This is a genomic window from Neisseria sp. HMSC069H12 (assembly GCF_001812735.1).
GTDB lineage: Bacteria > Pseudomonadota > Gammaproteobacteria > Burkholderiales > Neisseriaceae > Neisseria > Neisseria subflava.
This window is the reverse complement of sequence record NZ_KV810265.1, coordinates 14,241-31,488: the sequence shown is the minus strand read 5'-3', so window position 1 is coordinate 31,488 and position 17,248 is coordinate 14,241. Positions and strand designations below refer to the sequence as shown.

The 17,248-nt window shown below is 47.6% G+C and carries 16 protein-coding genes; 9 read left to right on the top strand and 7 right to left on the bottom strand.

Annotated elements, in window-relative coordinates; genetic code table 11:
• Nucleotides 1-24: 24 nt before the first annotated feature.
• Entirely contained in the window at nucleotides 25-822 is a 798-nt protein-coding gene (locus HMPREF2872_RS04525; RefSeq protein ID WP_070631516.1) for a factor H-binding protein, read from the bottom strand.
• 196 nt (nucleotides 823-1,018) lie between these two features.
• Here HMPREF2872_RS04525 and HMPREF2872_RS04520 point away from each other — a divergent pair, with 196 nt between their 5' ends.
• Nucleotides 1,019-1,501: a dihydrofolate reductase gene (locus HMPREF2872_RS04520; protein ID WP_070631515.1), complete on the top strand. Its 483-nt coding sequence runs from the start codon at nucleotides 1,019-1,021 to the stop codon at nucleotides 1,499-1,501.
• An 82-nt stretch (nucleotides 1,502-1,583) separates the two neighbouring features.
• On the opposite strand, the gene HMPREF2872_RS04515 is transcribed toward HMPREF2872_RS04520, so the two are convergent.
• Nucleotides 1,584-1,850, bottom strand: a complete 267-nt coding sequence (locus HMPREF2872_RS04515; RefSeq protein ID WP_003686685.1) for a DUF3079 domain-containing protein — start codon at nucleotides 1,848-1,850, stop codon at nucleotides 1,584-1,586.
• Nucleotides 1,851-2,017: 167 nt separating this feature from the next.
• Here HMPREF2872_RS04515 and HMPREF2872_RS04510 point away from each other — a divergent pair, with 167 nt between their 5' ends.
• Nucleotides 2,018-2,473 (top strand): GNAT family N-acetyltransferase, encoded by a 456-nt coding sequence (locus tag HMPREF2872_RS04510; RefSeq protein WP_070631513.1) that lies wholly within the window; start codon nucleotides 2,018-2,020, stop codon nucleotides 2,471-2,473.
• A gap of 69 nt (nucleotides 2,474-2,542) precedes the next feature.
• On the opposite strand, the gene dinG is transcribed toward HMPREF2872_RS04510, so the two are convergent.
• Nucleotides 2,543-4,693, bottom strand: coding sequence for an ATP-dependent DNA helicase DinG (gene dinG / locus HMPREF2872_RS04505; RefSeq protein ID WP_070631511.1), 2,151 nt, complete (start codon nucleotides 4,691-4,693; stop codon nucleotides 2,543-2,545).
• A 164-nt stretch (nucleotides 4,694-4,857) separates the two neighbouring features.
• Nucleotides 4,858-5,076: a DUF2061 domain-containing protein gene (locus HMPREF2872_RS04500; protein WP_070826381.1), complete on the bottom strand. Its 219-nt coding sequence runs from the start codon at nucleotides 5,074-5,076 to the stop codon at nucleotides 4,858-4,860.
• A gap of 128 nt (nucleotides 5,077-5,204) precedes the next feature.
• Here HMPREF2872_RS04500 and HMPREF2872_RS04495 point away from each other — a divergent pair, with 128 nt between their 5' ends.
• A complete protein-coding gene (locus tag HMPREF2872_RS04495) occupies nucleotides 5,205-6,155 on the top strand; it encodes a D-2-hydroxyacid dehydrogenase (protein ID WP_070631510.1) in 951 nt (316 codons plus the stop codon).
• A 195-nt stretch (nucleotides 6,156-6,350) separates the two neighbouring features.
• Here the strand turns inward: HMPREF2872_RS04495 and gnd are convergent, their stop codons facing one another.
• On the bottom strand, nucleotides 6,351-7,799 hold the full coding sequence (gene gnd / locus HMPREF2872_RS04490; RefSeq protein ID WP_070631507.1) for a decarboxylating NADP(+)-dependent phosphogluconate dehydrogenase: 1,449 nt from the start codon (nucleotides 7,797-7,799) through the stop codon (nucleotides 6,351-6,353).
• A gap of 482 nt (nucleotides 7,800-8,281) precedes the next feature.
• On the opposite strand from gnd, the gene ggt reads away from it, so the two are divergent.
• Nucleotides 8,282-10,051: a gamma-glutamyltransferase gene (ggt, locus tag HMPREF2872_RS04485; protein WP_070631504.1), complete on the top strand. Its 1,770-nt coding sequence runs from the start codon at nucleotides 8,282-8,284 to the stop codon at nucleotides 10,049-10,051.
• Between the two features lie 233 nt (nucleotides 10,052-10,284).
• Here the strand turns inward: ggt and lpxC are convergent, their stop codons facing one another.
• Nucleotides 10,285-11,202, bottom strand: coding sequence for a UDP-3-O-acyl-N-acetylglucosamine deacetylase (gene lpxC / locus HMPREF2872_RS04480; protein ID WP_070631503.1), 918 nt, complete (start codon nucleotides 11,200-11,202; stop codon nucleotides 10,285-10,287).
• A 569-nt stretch (nucleotides 11,203-11,771) separates the two neighbouring features.
• Here lpxC and gap point away from each other — a divergent pair.
• A complete protein-coding gene (gene gap / locus HMPREF2872_RS04475; protein ID WP_070591971.1) occupies nucleotides 11,772-12,776 on the top strand; it encodes a type I glyceraldehyde-3-phosphate dehydrogenase in 1,005 nt (334 codons plus the stop codon).
• 95 nt (nucleotides 12,777-12,871) lie between these two features.
• Here the strand turns inward: gap and tsaA are convergent, their stop codons facing one another.
• Complete coding sequence (gene tsaA, locus HMPREF2872_RS04470) at nucleotides 12,872-13,546, bottom strand: tRNA (N6-threonylcarbamoyladenosine(37)-N6)-methyltransferase TrmO (RefSeq protein ID WP_070631500.1); 675 nt, start codon at nucleotides 13,544-13,546, stop codon at nucleotides 12,872-12,874.
• Nucleotides 13,547-13,716: 170 nt separating this feature from the next.
• Here tsaA and HMPREF2872_RS04465 point away from each other — a divergent pair, with 170 nt between their 5' ends.
• From HMPREF2872_RS04465 to HMPREF2872_RS04450, 4 genes are all read left to right on the top strand, one after another.
• Complete coding sequence (locus HMPREF2872_RS04465) at nucleotides 13,717-14,352, top strand: nicotinamidase (RefSeq protein WP_070631498.1); 636 nt, start codon at nucleotides 13,717-13,719, stop codon at nucleotides 14,350-14,352.
• A gap of 46 nt (nucleotides 14,353-14,398) precedes the next feature.
• Entirely contained in the window at nucleotides 14,399-15,367 is a 969-nt protein-coding gene (gene waaC / locus HMPREF2872_RS04460; RefSeq protein ID WP_070631496.1) for a lipopolysaccharide heptosyltransferase I, read from the top strand.
• A gap of 183 nt (nucleotides 15,368-15,550) precedes the next feature.
• Nucleotides 15,551-16,300 (top strand): electron transfer flavoprotein subunit beta/FixA family protein, encoded by a 750-nt coding sequence (locus HMPREF2872_RS04455; protein WP_003686610.1) that lies wholly within the window; start codon nucleotides 15,551-15,553, stop codon nucleotides 16,298-16,300.
• Nucleotides 16,301-16,310: 10 nt separating this feature from the next.
• Nucleotides 16,311-17,243 carry an electron transfer flavoprotein subunit alpha/FixB family protein gene (locus HMPREF2872_RS04450; RefSeq protein ID WP_070631494.1) on the top strand — a complete coding sequence of 311 codons (933 nt, stop codon included), beginning with the start codon at nucleotides 16,311-16,313 and terminating at the stop codon, nucleotides 17,241-17,243.
• The last annotated feature ends 5 nt before the right edge of the window (nucleotides 17,244-17,248 follow it).

Sequence of the window (17,248 nt, the reverse complement as noted above, 5' to 3'; positions counted from 1 at the left end):
TGAACCTTTCAGACGGCCTTTTTCCTACTCTTTCTTACCGGCCAAACCGATTTCTTTGGTAGAGTCGCCAACTTTGATTTGCGCCTTACCGGCAATTTCTTCAGCCTGCGGACCGAAGAGTTTCAAATCATAACGGCCGTTTTCCACGCCGTTCAAACTGGTTTTACCGCTGATGGCGGCTTTACCATTGTTATTGGCAATGCCTGCTGCAAGCAGGTCGACATTATTGTGGGAAGCCATGCTGCTGATTTTGCCGTAACCTTGTTTTTTATCGAAATCGACGGTGTATTTCAGACGGCCGCTGCGGTCGTCGCCGTTAAACGCAATGCCCGAATACTGATAGCTGCCTTGTTTGGGCAAATTGTGGTAAGCGGTTTCATCGCCTTGGACTTCGCCGACGGTGAATGTGTATGTATCGAGGTTTTGCAGCTTGCCCGCGTCATCGGCTTTTTGTTTGGCGTAACGCGCGGCAACAGTGGAATAATTTTGTTTATACACTTGGAAGTCGCCCGTTTCCAAAGTGATAACTTGGCCTTTTACCTTGATTTTTTGGGCGTAGTCGTAAGAAGATACTTTATCGGTTTTCAAAAAACCGGTATCGAGTTTGCCGCCTTTTTTCAGGGTTTGCGTTTTACCGTTGGCCGTCAGCTCCAACGTACCGTTTTCAGGGACAGATTCGTTCAATTCAATGGACAACACGCCTTTCGGATGCGGATTGAGCGGTTCGGTCACGGCATTCGACAAGCCGCTTGTTGCGCCACCGCAGGCAGCCAACATCAAAGACAGGGAAGCAGTCAAAGCAGAAATGCGGAGGGTTCTCATCATTTTTTCCTTTCCTTTTTATTTGGTATGATATTTATCATATACCTAAAAAAATAAACAATAAATGATTTTTGTCAAAATTAAGTATTTTGAATATTGATTTTATAAATATTGAAACATTTTTAAAACAACGGATATTCCGTTAATCTAGCATCTCTTCCGCTATAATCGTTTTATTTTACAAACGGACTTCATCATGCCGAAAATCACCCTCATCGCCGCCTACGCCGCCCGCCGCTGTATCGGCATCAACAACACCATGCCTTGGCATTTGCCCGAGGATTTTGCCTTCTTCAAATCCTACACTACCGGCAAACCCGTCATTATGGGCCGCAAAACATGGGAATCACTGCCGCGCAAACCGCTGCCCGGCCGTCAAAATATCGTCATCACCCGCCAAGATTATCAGGCCGAAGGCGCGCAAACGGCGGCTTCTTTGGAAGATGCGCTGGCTTTGTGTCAGGGGGTTGAAGAAATCATCATCATGGGCGGCGCGCAAATTTATGCACAAGCCCTGCCAATTGCCACCGATTTGCGTTTGACCGAAGTCGGTTTGAATGTGGACGGCGATGCGTTTTTTCCTGAGTTTTCCACAGAAACATGGCAAGAAGCCTCTCGGGAAAACCATGTTTCCGCCAAAGGCATTGAATACGCGTTTGTGCATTATGTGAAGGCATAATCTGATAACACAAAGGCCGTCTGAAACCCTGTTTTTCAGGTTTCAGACGGCCTTTTTATTTCGTTTGTTTACGGCATGCCGTTTAAGCCGTTTTGTTTTTCAAAGGCAGCTTGATATGCGGTTTGGCCGGCTTGGGCGCTTCTTTCAATCCAAGTTCGATTTGCTGCTCTTCGCTCAACAAATTGCTCCAGTCACCTTTTTTATACCAGTCGCGGCCGTCCAACTCGATGGGGTGTTGGATGCGTTCGCAACCGTTGCCGCATTGCAAATCGTCTTCTTTGCAGTATTTGTCGCAACCCCAGCAGATACGCTCGGGATTTTTCGGGAAAATGGGAAATTTCTTGGCCATGATGTTCTTCTTTTGTTTGTGAGCGGTATGGGCAGAATTATAAGTGATTTGAATGGGGCTGGCGGTGGGTTTATCGTGTTTTACGCTGATTTTTTAAGATGTGTTAACCTTTCAGACGGCCTATACTGTAAAAACTATCCCTATGCGGTACAACAAGAGGAGCCAATATGAACATATGCCGTCTGAAGCCTGAATTTGTCGAGCCTTTAGCCCTCGCGCTGTTTGAGGAATGGCACGATTTTGCGCCGTGGTCGTCTCTGGACAAAATCCGTGCGTATTACGCGCAGTGCCTCGATGGGGATAATTTGCCGCTGGCGTTTGCGGCTGTGGATAACGAAGGGCGGCTGATGGGTTCGGCGGCATTAAAGCGGTTTGATATGGCGTGTTTTCCCGAATACGAATATTGGCTGGGCGATGTGTTCGTTTTGCAGCAGTTTCGCGGTTTGGGCGTAGGCAGGCAGCTGGTTTCGTTTTGTCTGGATAAAGCACGCGAACTGGGTTTTCCGCATCTGTTTCTCTATACGCCGGATGTGCAGGCCGTGTATGAAAAGTTCGGCTGGAAGGAAATCACGCAGACTTGGCACAACGGGGAAACCGTATCCGTCATGAAATTGGATTTATAGCTTGAAATGAATAAAAGGCCGTCTGAACATTTGGTTCCAGACGGCCTTTACCTTTTGAACAATCCACAACTACCCTATCCGTTTAAACGGCGGCAGACAGGCCAATAATTGTTGGCCGTAGCGTTGCGTTTTGACGCGGTTGTCGAGGATGGTGACGCGGCCGTAATCCTGTTCGGTACGGATAAGGCGACCAACGGCTTGGATCAGTTTGATGCTGGCTTCGGGAACGGTGATTTCGATAAAAGGATTGCCGCCACGTTGTTCAATCCAACGGTTTTGGGTTTTCTCGATAGGATTGTCCGGCATGGCAAACGGCAGCTTGGCAATAATGACTTGCACGCAGGCCGTGCCGGGCAGGTCGAGGCCTTCGGCAAAACTGTCGAGGCCGAAAATAATGCTGGCTTTGCCTTCGGCAATGGCTTGATGGTGCCTTTGCAACAGGACAGTCTTGGGCAACTCGCCTTGTACAAGCAGAAGCGGCAAGTATTCGTCAGGCAGTCGTAAGGCGACATCCTGCATTTGTTTGCGCGAGGAAAACAGGACGAGCGTGCCGATGGCTTCGGTGGGCGAAATGAGCTTGGGCAGCCATTCGACAATGGCGGCGGTGTGCGCGGCGGGGTCTTTGGGACTGGCGTGTACGGGCGGGATGTAGAGTTCGCCTTGCGCGTCGAAATCAAACGGGCTTTCTAGGGCAAGGGTGGTGGTTTCGGGCAGCCATTGCAGTCCGGTTTGGCGCAGGATGAGGTTGAAGCTGCCCAAGGATTGCAGGGTGGCGGAGGTCAGCACTGCGCCTGCCGCGCGCCGCCACAGGCTGTTGGCGAGGTGGGACGCGCTGCTGATGGGGCTGGCGTTGAAAATGTAGTCGTTTTTGTCGTCGGCGCGGCGGGTTATCCATTTCGCCAGCGGTTCTTCGCCCTCGAGTGGGACGGTGGAGAGCAAATCCCATGTGGCGGTGATTTGTTCGATGCGGGCGCGGAATATGCCGAATTCGGTACTCAGGCGGTCGATTTGCGCGCTGTTTTGGTCTTTGTCGCGGCGGGCGGCGGACAGGGCGTCGTTGAGGCTGTTGATGTGTTTGTAGAGGCTGCGGGCGGCGATGGCGGTGTTGGAAACGGTGGTTTCGAGGCCTTCTGGGATTTTGCCGTCTTCCCACAGCCAAGTCGGTTCGCTGTTGGTCCGTCTGTCGTTTTCAGACGACCCCAAGCTCAAAGACGGCTCTTCGGCGAGGTGGAACTGCCATTCGTGTAGGCTTTCGAGCAGCGCGGCGGCGGCTTCGTCGGCAAGGTTCGCCAACTCGCCTTTGTCGGTGAGTGCGGCAATTTTGCCGGTAACCTGTGGCAGTTTTTCCAACGCCCACACCGCTTGGTTCCACGAATGCTCGGCGGCAAACTGGCTGAGTGCTTTTTTGGGCAGGTGGTGCGCTTCGTCGATGCAGTAGAAGCTGTTTTCAGGGTCGGGCAAAATCACGCCGCCACCCATGCTGATGTCGACCATCAGCAAATCGTGGTTGGTTACGACGACATCGACGGTTTCCAGCGTGTCGCGGGCAAGGTAAAACGGGCATTCCGAGCGGTTGGGGCAGGTGGTTTTGAGGCAGCCGTAGTTGTCGTTGTTCACCTTCATCCAGATGGTGTCGTCGATTTTTTCCGGCCAAGTGTCGCGGTCGCCATTAAAACGACGGGCAGAAAATTCATCGGCAATGTCGCGCAGCAGGTTCAATTCTTCCGGCTTGGGTTTGCTGTCCCACAACACTTCCGGCGCTTCAAAGCCAAGCAGGTTTTGCTGGGCGTTGTTTTGCGTCAGTTGATAGAGTTTGTAGGGGCAAAGATAACGGCCGCGCCCTTTGGCAAGCGCAAAGGTCAGCTCCAAACCGCTTTTTTCGACCAGAAACGGCAAATCGCGGTCAACCAACTGCTCCTGCAAAGCCACCGTCGCACTACTGATGATCAACCGTTTGCCGCGCGTTTGCGCCATGATGCCGCCGGCCAAAAGATAGGCCAACGATTTACCCACGCCGGTCGGCCCTTCGATCACGGCAATGCTCTCGCCCTCGCGTTTGAGTGCTTCTTCGCCTTCTTCACGCGTCAACGTCCGCGAAAAAGCGTTGGCAACCGCCGCAATCATTTCCCGCTGCGAAGCGCGCGGACGGAAACCGGGCAGGTTTTTGCCGATATTTTGGTAATGGTCGCGGATGGCGTTTTTTTCTAAATCGGTGAGCATCGAGGCCGTCTGAATGGGTTTGCAAGAATAGCGTATTTTAGCATTTTTACCTTCATGAAGCCTTCGTAAAGTCTTACTTTATTTTAGGGTTTGGCATTTTGATGGCGATGTACAAACCGCAAAGGCATAATCGGTTTTAATCAAGCAAAAGGCCGTCTGAAACTTTAGCCGCACTGATGCAGAGGCACCCACAATTTTTGCTTTTCGGATTTGTTTTTCTCGTAGCGGTTCCACGCTTTTTCGTGAAAATAAAAGACGACGGTATTGACGATGGGTTCGACCAAAGCGACCGCGCTGGAAACGCCGATACTGCCGGTCAAAATATAGGCGACACTAAATGCGACGCTGAAATGCAAAATAGCAAATGTAATGGTTTTAATCATGCTGTTTTCCTGATACATTGATGTTTTAATAGCTACATAATAATGATTATCAACTAATACGTATATTTTAAATCCTTTATCTTGATTTAGATTTTATAAATCGATATTTTATTTTTGATAGGAATTTTATGAACCCGCTCCATATTGTCGTCCTCGACCGCGATACCCTCGTCAACCGCCCGTTTGATTTTGATTTTCCACATACATTGAGCAGCTACGGCACAACCGAAGCGCACGAAACCTTAGAGCGCATCCGCGGTGCGGACATTGTGATTACCAACAAAGTCGTGATTTCCACCCAAGCATTTGCCGAAAATCCACAACTCAAGCTGGTTGCCGTTACGGCGACAGGCGTCAACAATGTGGACGTTGAGGCTGCCAAACAAAACGGCACGGCAGTGTGCAATATCCGCGCTTACGGCAATGAATCCGTGGCGGAACACGCGTTTATGATGATGATTACCCTGATGCGCAACCTGCCTGCCTATCAGCGCGACGTTGCGGCAGGCTTGTGGGAAAATTCGCCGTTTTTCTGCCACTTCGGCGCTCCTATGCGCGATTTAAACGGTAAAACTCTGGCGATTTTCGGTCGCGGCAATATCGGTAAAACGCTGGCAACTTATGCTCAGGCTTTCAAAATGAATGTCGTGTTCGCCGAACATAAAAATGCCCAAAGCGTCCGCGACGGCTATGTTTCCTTTGACGAAGCCATCCGCTCTGCCGATGTCGTGTCGCTTAATTGCCCGCTCACGCCGCAAACGGCCAACATGATAGGCGAAGCCGAATTGCAGCAAATAAAACCCGGCGCCATCCTCATCAACTGCGGACGCGGCGGCTTGGTTGATGAAGCCGCTTTGGTTGCAGCGTTGAAATACGGCCAAATCGGCGGGGCAGGTTTTGACGTATTGACACAAGAGCCACCACGCGACGGCAACCCCCTGCTGAAAGCCCGACTGCCCAACCTCATCGTTACGCCACACATTGCATGGGCAAGCCAAGAGGCCGCCAACCGTCTGTTTGACATCCTTTTGGACAACATCAACCGCTTCGTGGCCGGCAATCCGCAAAATCTGGTTTAATCTATGGAAAACCTGTTGATAAGGTTGTGAACAATTTTAAAGGCAGTCTGAACTATTCAGACGGTCTTTATTAATCCTTATTTATTTCATAAAGTTACCTATAAAATAGGTTAAATTGTTTCATTCTTCATTGTGGATAACCCTATAAAAAGGCCGTCTGAAATACTCAGACGGCCTTTTGTTTGCCCGGGCAAATTAAATATCGTATGTCGTTGAAGCGGTATCGCCGCCCTTACCTGTCCAGTTGGTATGGAAGAACTCGCCGCGCGGTTTGTCGGTACGCTCGTAAGTATGCGCGCCGAAGTAGTCGCGTTGCGCTTGCAGCAGGTTGGCTGGCAGACGCTCGGAAGTGTAGCCGTCAAGGAAGGTAATGGCGGAAGCCATGCAAGGCATCGGAATACCGCACTCGATCGCTTTGGCGACCACTTTACGCCATGCAGGCAGACAGGTTTCCAATACGCCTTTGAAATAAGGATCGGAACCCAAGAAGACCAAATCAGGATTGGCTTCGTATGCGTCGCGGATGTTGCCCAAGAACGCGCTGCGGATGATGCAACCTTCGCGCCACAAGAGGGCAGTATTGCCGTAATTCAATGCCCAATCGTTGTTTTCGCTGGCTTCGCGGATCAGCATAAAGCCTTGTGCATAAGAAATGATTTTGGATGCCAACAGGGCTTGGCGCAAAGCATCCACCCATGCGGCTTTATCGCCTTCAATCGGGGTAATGGTTTTGCCAAACAGGCTGTTTGCTTGGGTGCGTTGGTCTTTAAACGCGGACACGCAACGTGCAAATACGGCTTCGGAAATCAGGGTCAACGGAATACCCAAATCGAGGGCATTGATGCCAGTCCATTTGCCTGTACCTTTTTGACCTGCGGTATCGAGGATTTTTTCAACCAAAGGTTCGCCGTTTTCATCTCTGTAACCCAAAATCGCGGCGGTAATTTCAACCAGATAAGAATCCAGTTCGGTTTTGTTCCACTCGTTGAAGATTTGGTGCATTTCGTCATAAGACAGGCCCAAACCGTCTTTCATGAATTGGTACGCTTCGCAAATCAACTGCATATCGCCGTATTCGATGCCGTTGTGCACCATTTTGACGAAGTGGCCCGCGCCGTCGCGGCCGACCCAGTCGCAGCAAGGCTCGCCTTGAGGAGTTTTGGCGGCAATGGCTTGGAAGATGGGTTTGACGGCAGGCCATGCGGCTTCGTCGCCGCCGGGCATGATGGACGGACCGTGACGCGCGCCTTCTTCGCCACCGGAAACGCCCGCGCCGATGAAGCGGATGCCTTTTGCCGCCAGCTCGTGTGTACGGCGGGTGGAATCAGGATAGTTGGCATTGCCGCCGTCAATAATGATGTCACCTTCGTCCAAAAGCGGAACGAGTTGCTCGATAAAATCGTCAACAACAGAACCAGCGCGCACCATCATCATGATTTTGCGTGGTTTTTCTAATTTATCAACCAAATCTTGCAGTGAATATGCGCCGATAATATTGGTATTTTTGGCTGCGCCGTTGAGAAAATCGTCTACTTTAGCGGTGGTCCGGTTGTACGCCACGACTTTGAAACCGCGATCGTTCATATTCAAAATCAAGTTTTGACCCATAACGGCCAAGCCAATGACGCCGATATCGCCTTTCATTGATGGAAGCTCCATTATTAATTTAATTTATCAGCCGTAACTCTAGCTGATTTACAACTTTTTAACAATCCTTAACTTTTTAATTTTTTGAAAAGATGCCTTTACGTTTCAGACGGCCTTTTCCTTTGGGAAAACAAACTATAAATTAGATTTTAAATAATAAATAGAAGATGATATTGAGTGCTGCTCCAGCTTGTTGATAACTTTGATTACAAAAGATTTTCAAATACTTAGCTGATATTTTTTGATGAGGATAAAGTATGGTCGGCCTTGTTTGCAGATGTGGATAAATTTTTCCTGCTGCTTCGTTCTGTGGATAACTTTTTGCCTGTGCACAATCTTAGCTTGTTTTATACTTTTTTTAATCGGAACTAATTGACTAGAGAAATAGTCAAATGGTTTTTTATTTCAAGCTATTTTCATATTTCCTTTTATTTAATCTGGGAAAAGGCCATCTGAAAATATTTCAATAAGGTGTGCATATGAAGTTTTCCTTTAGTATTAACCTGTTATCCGTTTTGATTTTGGTCGCTTGTGCGCAACAGCCGGTTCAAAAGCCTCAAGTTGCCCTGCCCTCCGTATCTGTGGATAACCATGCGCCGGAGCAAGGAACAGGGCTGACGGAACAGAAATTAATCCGCGCCAAACATTATATGGCGGCGTCTGCCAATCCGCTGGCAACTGAAGCCGGTTATGAAATTTTGAAGCGCGGCGGCAGCGCGATAGATGCGATGATTGCCATGCAGACAACTTTGGGACTGGTTGAGCCGCAGTCTTCTGGATTGGGCGGCGGTGCGTTTTTGGTGTATTGGGATAATAAAGCGAAAAAGCTGACGACGTTTGATGCCCGTGAAACAGCGCCGAAAGCGGCAACACCGGAACTTTTCTTGGACGAAAACGGTAAACCGATAGGCTTTATGAAAGCGGTGGTCGGCGGCCGTTCGGTCGGTGTGCCGGGGATTCCGAAGCTGCTGGAAGATGTCCACAAGCGTTACGGCAAATTGCCGTGGGCAAGTTTGTTTGAGAAACCGATTACTTTGGCGGAACAAGGTTTTGCCGTTTCTCCGCGTATGGCGAAATCCATCGAGCAGAATCTGGAACCCTTGCAACGTTATCCGCAAACCGCCGCCTATTTCCTGCCTGACGGTAAGCCTTTGGCAGCGGGAACGGTGTTGAAAAACCCTGAATTTGCGCGTTCCGTACGCCTGTTGGCGGAAAAAGGCAGTGCGCCGTTTTATCAGGGAATGCAGGCGCAGAATATTGTCCGTGCCGTTACCGGTGCTGTGGATAATCCCGGCAAAATCAGTATGGCGGATTTGAAAAACTATCAAGTTATCGAGCGTAAGCCGGTTTGTGCGCCGTACCGCGAATACGAAGTTTGCGGTATGGGTGCGCCAAGTTCCGGCGCAATCGCTTTGGGGCAGATTTTGGGCGTATTGCAGAATCAGGATATGAAGGCGTTGGGTGCGGAAAATATCCACAGTTGGCGCTGGATAGGCGATGCGTCGCGGATTGCTTTTGCCGACCGTGATTATTATGTCGGCGATCCTGCGTTTGTGAACGTTCCGACCCGAGCCATGATTTCTCAGGCTTATTTGAAACCGCGTGCCGAAGAAATCCGCAAAGCTGACAAGGCGTTGGAAAACATTCAGGCGGGCAAGTTTGGCAAGAAATACGCGCAGGGTATGGCGATCGAGCTGCCGTCTACCAGCCATTTGGTGGTTGTGGATAAAGACGGCAACGTCGTGTCAATGACGACTTCGATTGAAAATGCGTTCGGTTCGGGGCTGATGGCAAACGGCTATCTGCTCAACAATGAATTGACCGATTTTGCTTTCAATCCTGTCGGAGAAGACGGTAAAACGGTGGCAAACAGCGTGGCCGGTGGAAAACGTCCGCGTTCTTCGATGGCGCCGACCATTGTGATGAAAGACGGAAAACCTTATATGGCGGTCGGTTCGCCGGGCGGCAGCCGCATTATCGGTTTCGTTGCCAAAACGCTGGTGGCGCATATCGACTGGGGCATGGATATTCAGACGGCAATTTCACTGCCGAATATGCTCAATCGTGGCAGTCAGTATGAAATCGAGGAAAAAACCGCAGCGGCAGACAAAGCGGCAGCCTTGGAAAAATTGGGCTACAAAGTCCAAATCCGCGATTTGAATTCTGGCGTACAAGGGATTTTAATCGGCAAAGACGGTTTGCTTGGCGGTGCCGACCCGCGCCGTGAAGGCAAGGTCATGGGCGATTGATTTTATCGGTTTTACATGCAAAGGCCGTCTGAAACCTAGTTGTTCAGACGGCCTTTTAGTTTGGGAAAATATATGGATAAGATGTGTATAAGAATAGGGTTAAATTTTAATATTTTTATTTTTCAATAAGATAAAATAGATGAATATGTGGATAATTATTTGTGGAAAACGACATAATTTAGGCCGTCTGAAAGGTTCAGACGGCCTTTGCATTGAACTGCGTTATCTATTTTCTATTTGGCTGCCGGCAATTCGTGAAAAGCGGTGGGCAAGTCTTCGTCATCGGCAAACTCAACCCATTCATAAGCGCTTTCATCTGCCAAAACGGCACGCAACAGCGCATTATTGATGGCATGTCCTGATTTGTAACCTTCAAATGCGCCGATAATCGGATGGCCGACAATGTATAAATCGCCAATCGCATCAAGGATTTTGTGGCGGACAAATTCATCGGGATAGCGCAAACCTTCCGGATTCAAAACGTCCATGTCGTCAATCACGATGGCGTTATTTAAATTGCCGCCCAGTCCGAGATTGTGGGCGCGCATCATTTCCACTTCGTGCATAAAGCCGAAGGTACGGGCGCGGGCAATCTCATCGATATAGGATTTTCCTGCAAAATCAATCTCGAAAGTAGGTGCGCTGCGGTTGAATACGGGATGGTCAAATTCGATGGTTAAAGTAACTTTAAAGCCGTCATAAGGCGTAAAGCGCACCCATTTTCCGGTTTCTTTGATTTCAACCGGTTTGAGGATTCTCAAAAAACGTTTTTGGGCTTTTTGATCCACCACGCCTGCATCTTGTAAAAGGTAAATAAACGGCAGGCTGGAGCCGTCCATAATCGGAATTTCAGGCGCGTTCAATTCAATCAAGGCGTTGTCGATGCCGTAGGCAGACAGTGCCGACATAATGTGTTCAATCGTGCCGATGCGCACGCCTTTATCGGTTACGATAGTGGACGACAGGCGCGTATCGTTGATGAGGTAAGGCGTAAGTTTGATGGTTTCGCCCATTTCGCCGTCCAAATCGGTACGGCGGAAGGAAATCCCACTGTTTTCAGGCGCGGGGTGCAGGGTCAGCGCGACCCGTTCGCCCGAATGCAATCCGACGCCGGTTACGCTGATGGATTTTGCCAAAGTTCGTTGCAGCATAAACCGTCTCCTTAGTAATCATTGGTTTGATGTTTGGATAATACGATAAAAAGGAAAAAATAATCCATTATTTTTAATAGTATTTGCTAATGTAGGCGTTTCAGAACCATAGATTTTTCAGACGACCTTTTGTACCGGTAAGATTATCCACAATATGCCGTGTAATCCGAGTGGAAAAATCTGATTTTATCCACAGAAATATTCAAACGATTACAGATTATCCGACTTTGTTCTCACACAAAACAAAACTTGAACGCAGCCTTTAAATGAATACAACAATTTGATTATACAATCAGTAATCAGGTTATCCACAAAATAGGGACGTACTCATCATAATCACCATTTTTTTAAATAATTACATATTAATTTTAAAAACAGGCCGGAATTTATCCCCAAATATGGGAGCGAACCGTACCAATCTGTATTTTCAGACGACCTATTTCACGGTTTTTTTATTTAAATCAAACATTTTAAAAGTAGCGTCGTGTAATTCTAGGTAGTAATTTTATTTCAGGATACAATGGCCTTACTGAAAAATTTTTCCCATTCCATCTAATAGGAGTAGCAAAATGAGTATTAAAGTAGCGATTAATGGTTTTGGCCGCATCGGTCGTCTGGCATTGCGTCAAATTGAAAAAGCCCAAGGTATCGAAGTCGTTGCTGTTAACGACTTGACTCCTGCCGATATGCTGCTACACCTCTTTAAATACGACAGTACTCAAGGCCGCTTTGAAGGCTCTGCCGAATTGAAAGATGATGCGATTGTTGTTAACGGCAAAGAAATCAAAGTATTTGCCAATCCTAATCCTGAAGAATTGCCTTGGGGCGAGCTGGGTGTGGACGTTGTCCTCGAATGTACCGGTTTCTTTACCAGCAAAACCAAAGCTGAGGCCCATATCCGTGCCGGTGCGCGCAAAGTTGTGATTTCTGCCCCTGGCGGCAATGATGTGAAAACAGTTGTATATGGCGTAAACCAAGATATTTTGGACGGCAGCGAAACCGTTATCTCCGCCGCTTCTTGTACGACTAACTGTTTGGCCCCTATGGCTGCGGTATTGCAAAAAGAGTTCGGTATTGTTGAAGGCCTGATGACCACCATCCACGCTTATACCGGCGACCAAAACACCCTTGACGCACCACACCGCAAAGGCGACTTCCGCCGCGCCCGTGCCGCTGCCTTGAATATCGTACCGAACAGCACCGGTGCCGCGAAAGCCATCGGCTTGGTTATTCCTGAGTTGAACGGCAAACTTGATGGTTCTGCCCAACGCGTTCCTGTTGCTACCGGCTCTTTGACCGAACTGGTTTCTGTTCTCGAACGCCCTGTTACCAAAGAAGAAATCAATGCAGCCATGAAAGCTGCCGCCAACGATGCTTTAGGCTACACTGAAGACCAAATCGTTTCTTCCGACGTTATCGGTATCGAGTACGGCTCACTTTTCGATGCGACTCAAACCCGCGTGATGACAGTTGGCGACAAACAATTGGTGAAAACTGTTGCTTGGTACGACAATGAAATGTCTTACACTTGCCAATTGGTTCGTACCTTGGAATTCTTTGCCAGCAAAATCTAAAGGATAACAGGCTGAATCAATCAGTCTATGGATAATTCAAAGGCCGTCTGAACATTTCAGACGGCCTTTTGTGTGTAGATAGATTCAATTTGCAATCAGATTGTGGATAGTTTAATCACTGTGGCACATTTGTTTTCTATCCTAAACTGTACTTCATAGTCCGCAATATTCATTACATAAATCCGTTCGGGAATATCTTGATAGGCAGGGCGAGGATCTTGGGCGATGCTTTGCTCAATGAGATGTTTTTCTTCTGTGGATAAATGTTCCGCAAGCGTACTTTCTGCCCAGACAACGTTCAATTCTTCAGGTTTGCCGCTGACAAAGCCTGATGATGCGTCAGGTTTGGCCTCGACAAACGGGATGTAGGGTTTGATATCCACTACAGGAGTACCGTCCAATAGGTCTGCACCGCTGCAATAGATGCGGACAGGTTTGCCTGTTTCGATACGTTCGAGTTTCAGCAGGGATAAACCGAGATGATTGGGGCGGTGCGGGCTGCGCGTGGCAAATACGCCCATTTTTTGTTTACCTCCAAGCCGTGGCGGACGTACCATTTGCGCCCAACCTTCATCCAATACGCCGTGGAAAATAAAACTTATCCACACATAGTCGAAATCTTCCAAGCCCCGAACGCTGTCTGCGGTAAATTCAGGAGTGAGTTCAATGCAAATTTCTGCTGCAGGAACTAAACCAGGTTGGCGGGCAATGCCGAATTTTTGTTTGTAGGGGGAATGAACGGTTGCAATAGGCGTAATCGAATAGGACATAATTTGTGGATAAATATTCTGTGCAAACTGTCATCATATCACAGATGTTTTCCCACATTTTGCGGTAGTAATTTGTTATAATACAAAGCATTTATTCCAAATGTCCGTACATTAGCAATAAATACTTAATTTGAATAATATAAAATAAAATCAATAGGTTATATTAATACATGATTGTTTCTATCGATGTAGATGCACAAAAAACGTTTACGCCTTTGTGCCCGAAAGAATTGCCTGTTGCCGAAGGTCATCTGATTGCGGATGAACTCAATGCCCAAGCTGTATTGGCGGATTTACGCGTGATGACGAAAGATGCGCATCATGTCGCGGCAAAATGGCTTGTGGATAATCCTGTTGATATGTTGAAACCGACGGGTTTGCCGGATGCGGATTTGACTTGGGTGTCGCATGCTATGGTTGGGACATATGGCTATGAATTATTGGATGGCCTGCCCTCAGCTAAAGAATACGATTATTGCGTTTGGAAAGGCATTGATCCTGAATTACACCCCTACGGCGCATGTTTTCACGATATTGAAGAAAAGCTCAGTACAGGTTTGATCGAATGGTTGCGCTGTCAAAATGCAGATACAGTCATTGTTGGCGGTTTGGCAACGGATTATTGTGTGAAGACAACGGTTTTACAGTTGCTTAAAGGCGGGGCCTGGAAAGTCATCGTCAATCAGGCTGCTTGCCGCGGCATTGCTCCTGAAACGGTTGAATCTGCATGGCAGGAAATGCATTCTGCCGGAGCAGTTATTTTAGAAAACGCCGAAGAAATAAAAAAATACATTAATAATCAATAAATTATATTTTAAATTCTGTTGTTTCACGTGAAACATTTTCCAAAATATGAAGATTTTACTTGTCCGCTTGTCTAGTATGGGCGATTTAATTCACACATTGCCCGCAGTTGAAGATTTGGCGCGACAATGTCCTGAGGTAGAGCTCCATTGGCTGTGTGAGGCAGGGTTTGTAGATATTGCCCGCTTGCATCCTTTTGTCAAAAAAGTTCATGTAATGAAATGGCGGCAATGGCGCAAACACCTTTTTCAGGCTGAAACATGGCATGAAATAGGCCGTCTGAAAACGGATTTACAGGCTGAATCTTTTGATTTTGTTTTAGATAGTCAAGGACTGATTAAAAGCGCATGCTTCGCCAAAATGGCGAAATCCCCTATTTACGGATTGGATAAACACAGCGCGCGTGAAAGTTTGGCTGCTCTTGCATACAGTAAAATGTTTGCCGTACCGAAAGGTAAAAATGCGGTCTGGCGAAACCGTGAATTATTCGTCCAAGTATTTGGTTATACAATGCCTGAGACGCAAGTATCTGGTTTGTCGGTTCCTGAATCAGGCCGTCTGAAAAATTTGAAATCCCCTTATTACGTTGCTTTGCATGCAACCAGTCGAGACAGTAAATTATGGCCGGTAGAACACTGGCGTGCATTATTGAAAAAGTTGAATGAAGAACAACAATGCAATGTATATCTGCCATGGGGAAATGAAACCGAAAAAATGCGTGCCGAACAGATTACAAGCGATTTACCGTTTGCTTCGGTTTGTGACAAAATGAATTTATTACAGGCTGCATTTTTATTGAAAAACGCAGAGGGTATTATTGGCGTAGATACCGGACTGCTGCATCTTGCCAATGCATTGGAAAAGCCTGTTGTAGGAATTTATACAGATACAGATCCGGCCAAGACCGGCGTTCAAGTTTCGGCTTATGCAAAAAATTTAGGCGGTATTGCTCAAATTCCCAATGTAGACGAGGTTTATCAAACCTTGATGGATTGTGTTGCTGCATACGGTAAATAATTGCTGGGGAGTTGGATTTATTTTCTGAGTAAATGCTTTAGAAATGATATAATTCCGCTCTATTTGCCAAGATTTATATAAATTTGGTTTTATCATGTTGGTGAAAACCGAATTGGATTTTATATAAAGAATGTATCAAAAGCAGTATGCTTGATTTGATGGACATTCTTTTAGGAGAATTGAATGAAAGCACTGGTCGCAGTAAAGCGCGTAGTGGACTACAACGTCAAAGTTCGTGTGAAAGCCGATGGTTCCGATGTGGATATCGGTAATGTCAAAATGTCGATGAACCCGTTTGATGAAATCGCGGTAGAAGAAGCTGTCCGTTTGAAAGAAGCCGGAAAAGTAAGCGAGATTGTTGCCGTTTCTCTTGGCGAGAAAAAATGCGAAGAGACGTTGCGTACTGCTTTGGCGATGGGTGCCGACCGTGCGGTTCATGTTGAGACTGATGCAAAGTTGGAGCCTTTGGCCGTTGCAAAATTGCTGAAAGCTGTTGCGGATAAAGAAAATCCGCAAATTTTACTGCTGGGCAAACAGGCAATTGACGATGACGCCAACCAAGTTGCCCAAATGCTGGCTGCGTTGTTGAATGCGGCTCAAGGTACTTTTGCATCAAAAGTGCAAATTGAAGGCGAAGAAGCATTGGTAACCCGTGAAATTGATGGCGGCGAAGAGACTGTTGCGTTGAAGCTGCCTGCGGTCATCAGTGCAGATTTGCGTTTGAACGAACCACGCTTTGTCAAACTTCCTAATATCATGGCGGCAAAGAAAAAGCCTTTGGAAAAATTAAGTCCTGCCGATTTGGCTGTGGATATTTCTCCGCGTTTGAATACCGTGAAATTTGCCGAACCTAAAGCACGTCAAGCCGGTGTGAAAGTGGCTGATGTTGCCGAGTTGGTTGAAAAGCTGAAAAACGAAGCCAAAGTGATCTAAGGAGTATGAAATGAGCGTATTGATTATTGCGGAACATAATAACCAACATTTGAATCCTGCCACTTTGCATGCGGTAACGGCTGCCGCCAAATTGGGTAATGTAGATTTATTGGTTGCCGGCAGCAATGTTGCTGCGGTGGTTGAAGAGGCGAAACAGGTTGCAGGCGTAGCGAAAGTTTTGGTAGCCGATGCGCCCTATTACGCTGAAGGTTTGGCAGAAGAATTAGCGCCTTTGGTTGTTAAACTGGCTGCGGATTACCGCTATGTGGCTGCGACTGCAACTGCGTTCGGTAAAAATCTTCTGCCCCGAGTAGCTGCCCTGTTGGATGTGCCACAAGTTTCGGATTTAACCGAAGTTGTGGATAACTCGACATTTGTCCGTCCGATTTATGCCGGTAATGCATTTGAAACTGTTCAATCCAATTCTGAAAAACTGGTGCTGACTTTCCGTGCAACCGCATTTGATGCTGCCGGACAAGGCGGTAATGCGGAAGTGGTCAATGTTGAGGCAACGCCTGCTCAAAACCTGAGCCGTTTTGTAAACCGTCAACTTTCCCAGTCTGACCGCCCTGAATTGACTCAGGCAAAAGTGATTGTTTCCGGTGGCCGTGCATTGGGTAGTGCTGAAAAATTCAATGAAGTGTTGACTCCTTTGGCGGATGCGTTGGGTGCCGCGATTGGTGCTTCCCGTGCGGCAGTGGATGCCGAGTATGCGCCAAATGATGCCCAAGTCGGACAAACCGGTAAAGTGGTTGCGCCGCAACTGTACTTCGCTATCGGTATTTCTGGAGCTATCCAACACGTTGCCGGTATGCAGGACAGCAAAGTGATTGTTGCCATCAACAAAGATGCCGATGCTCCGATTTTCAATGTGGCAGATTACGGCTTGGTTGGTGATTTGTTTGAAGTTGTGCCTCAACTGACTGAAGCACTGAAAAACTAATGTTT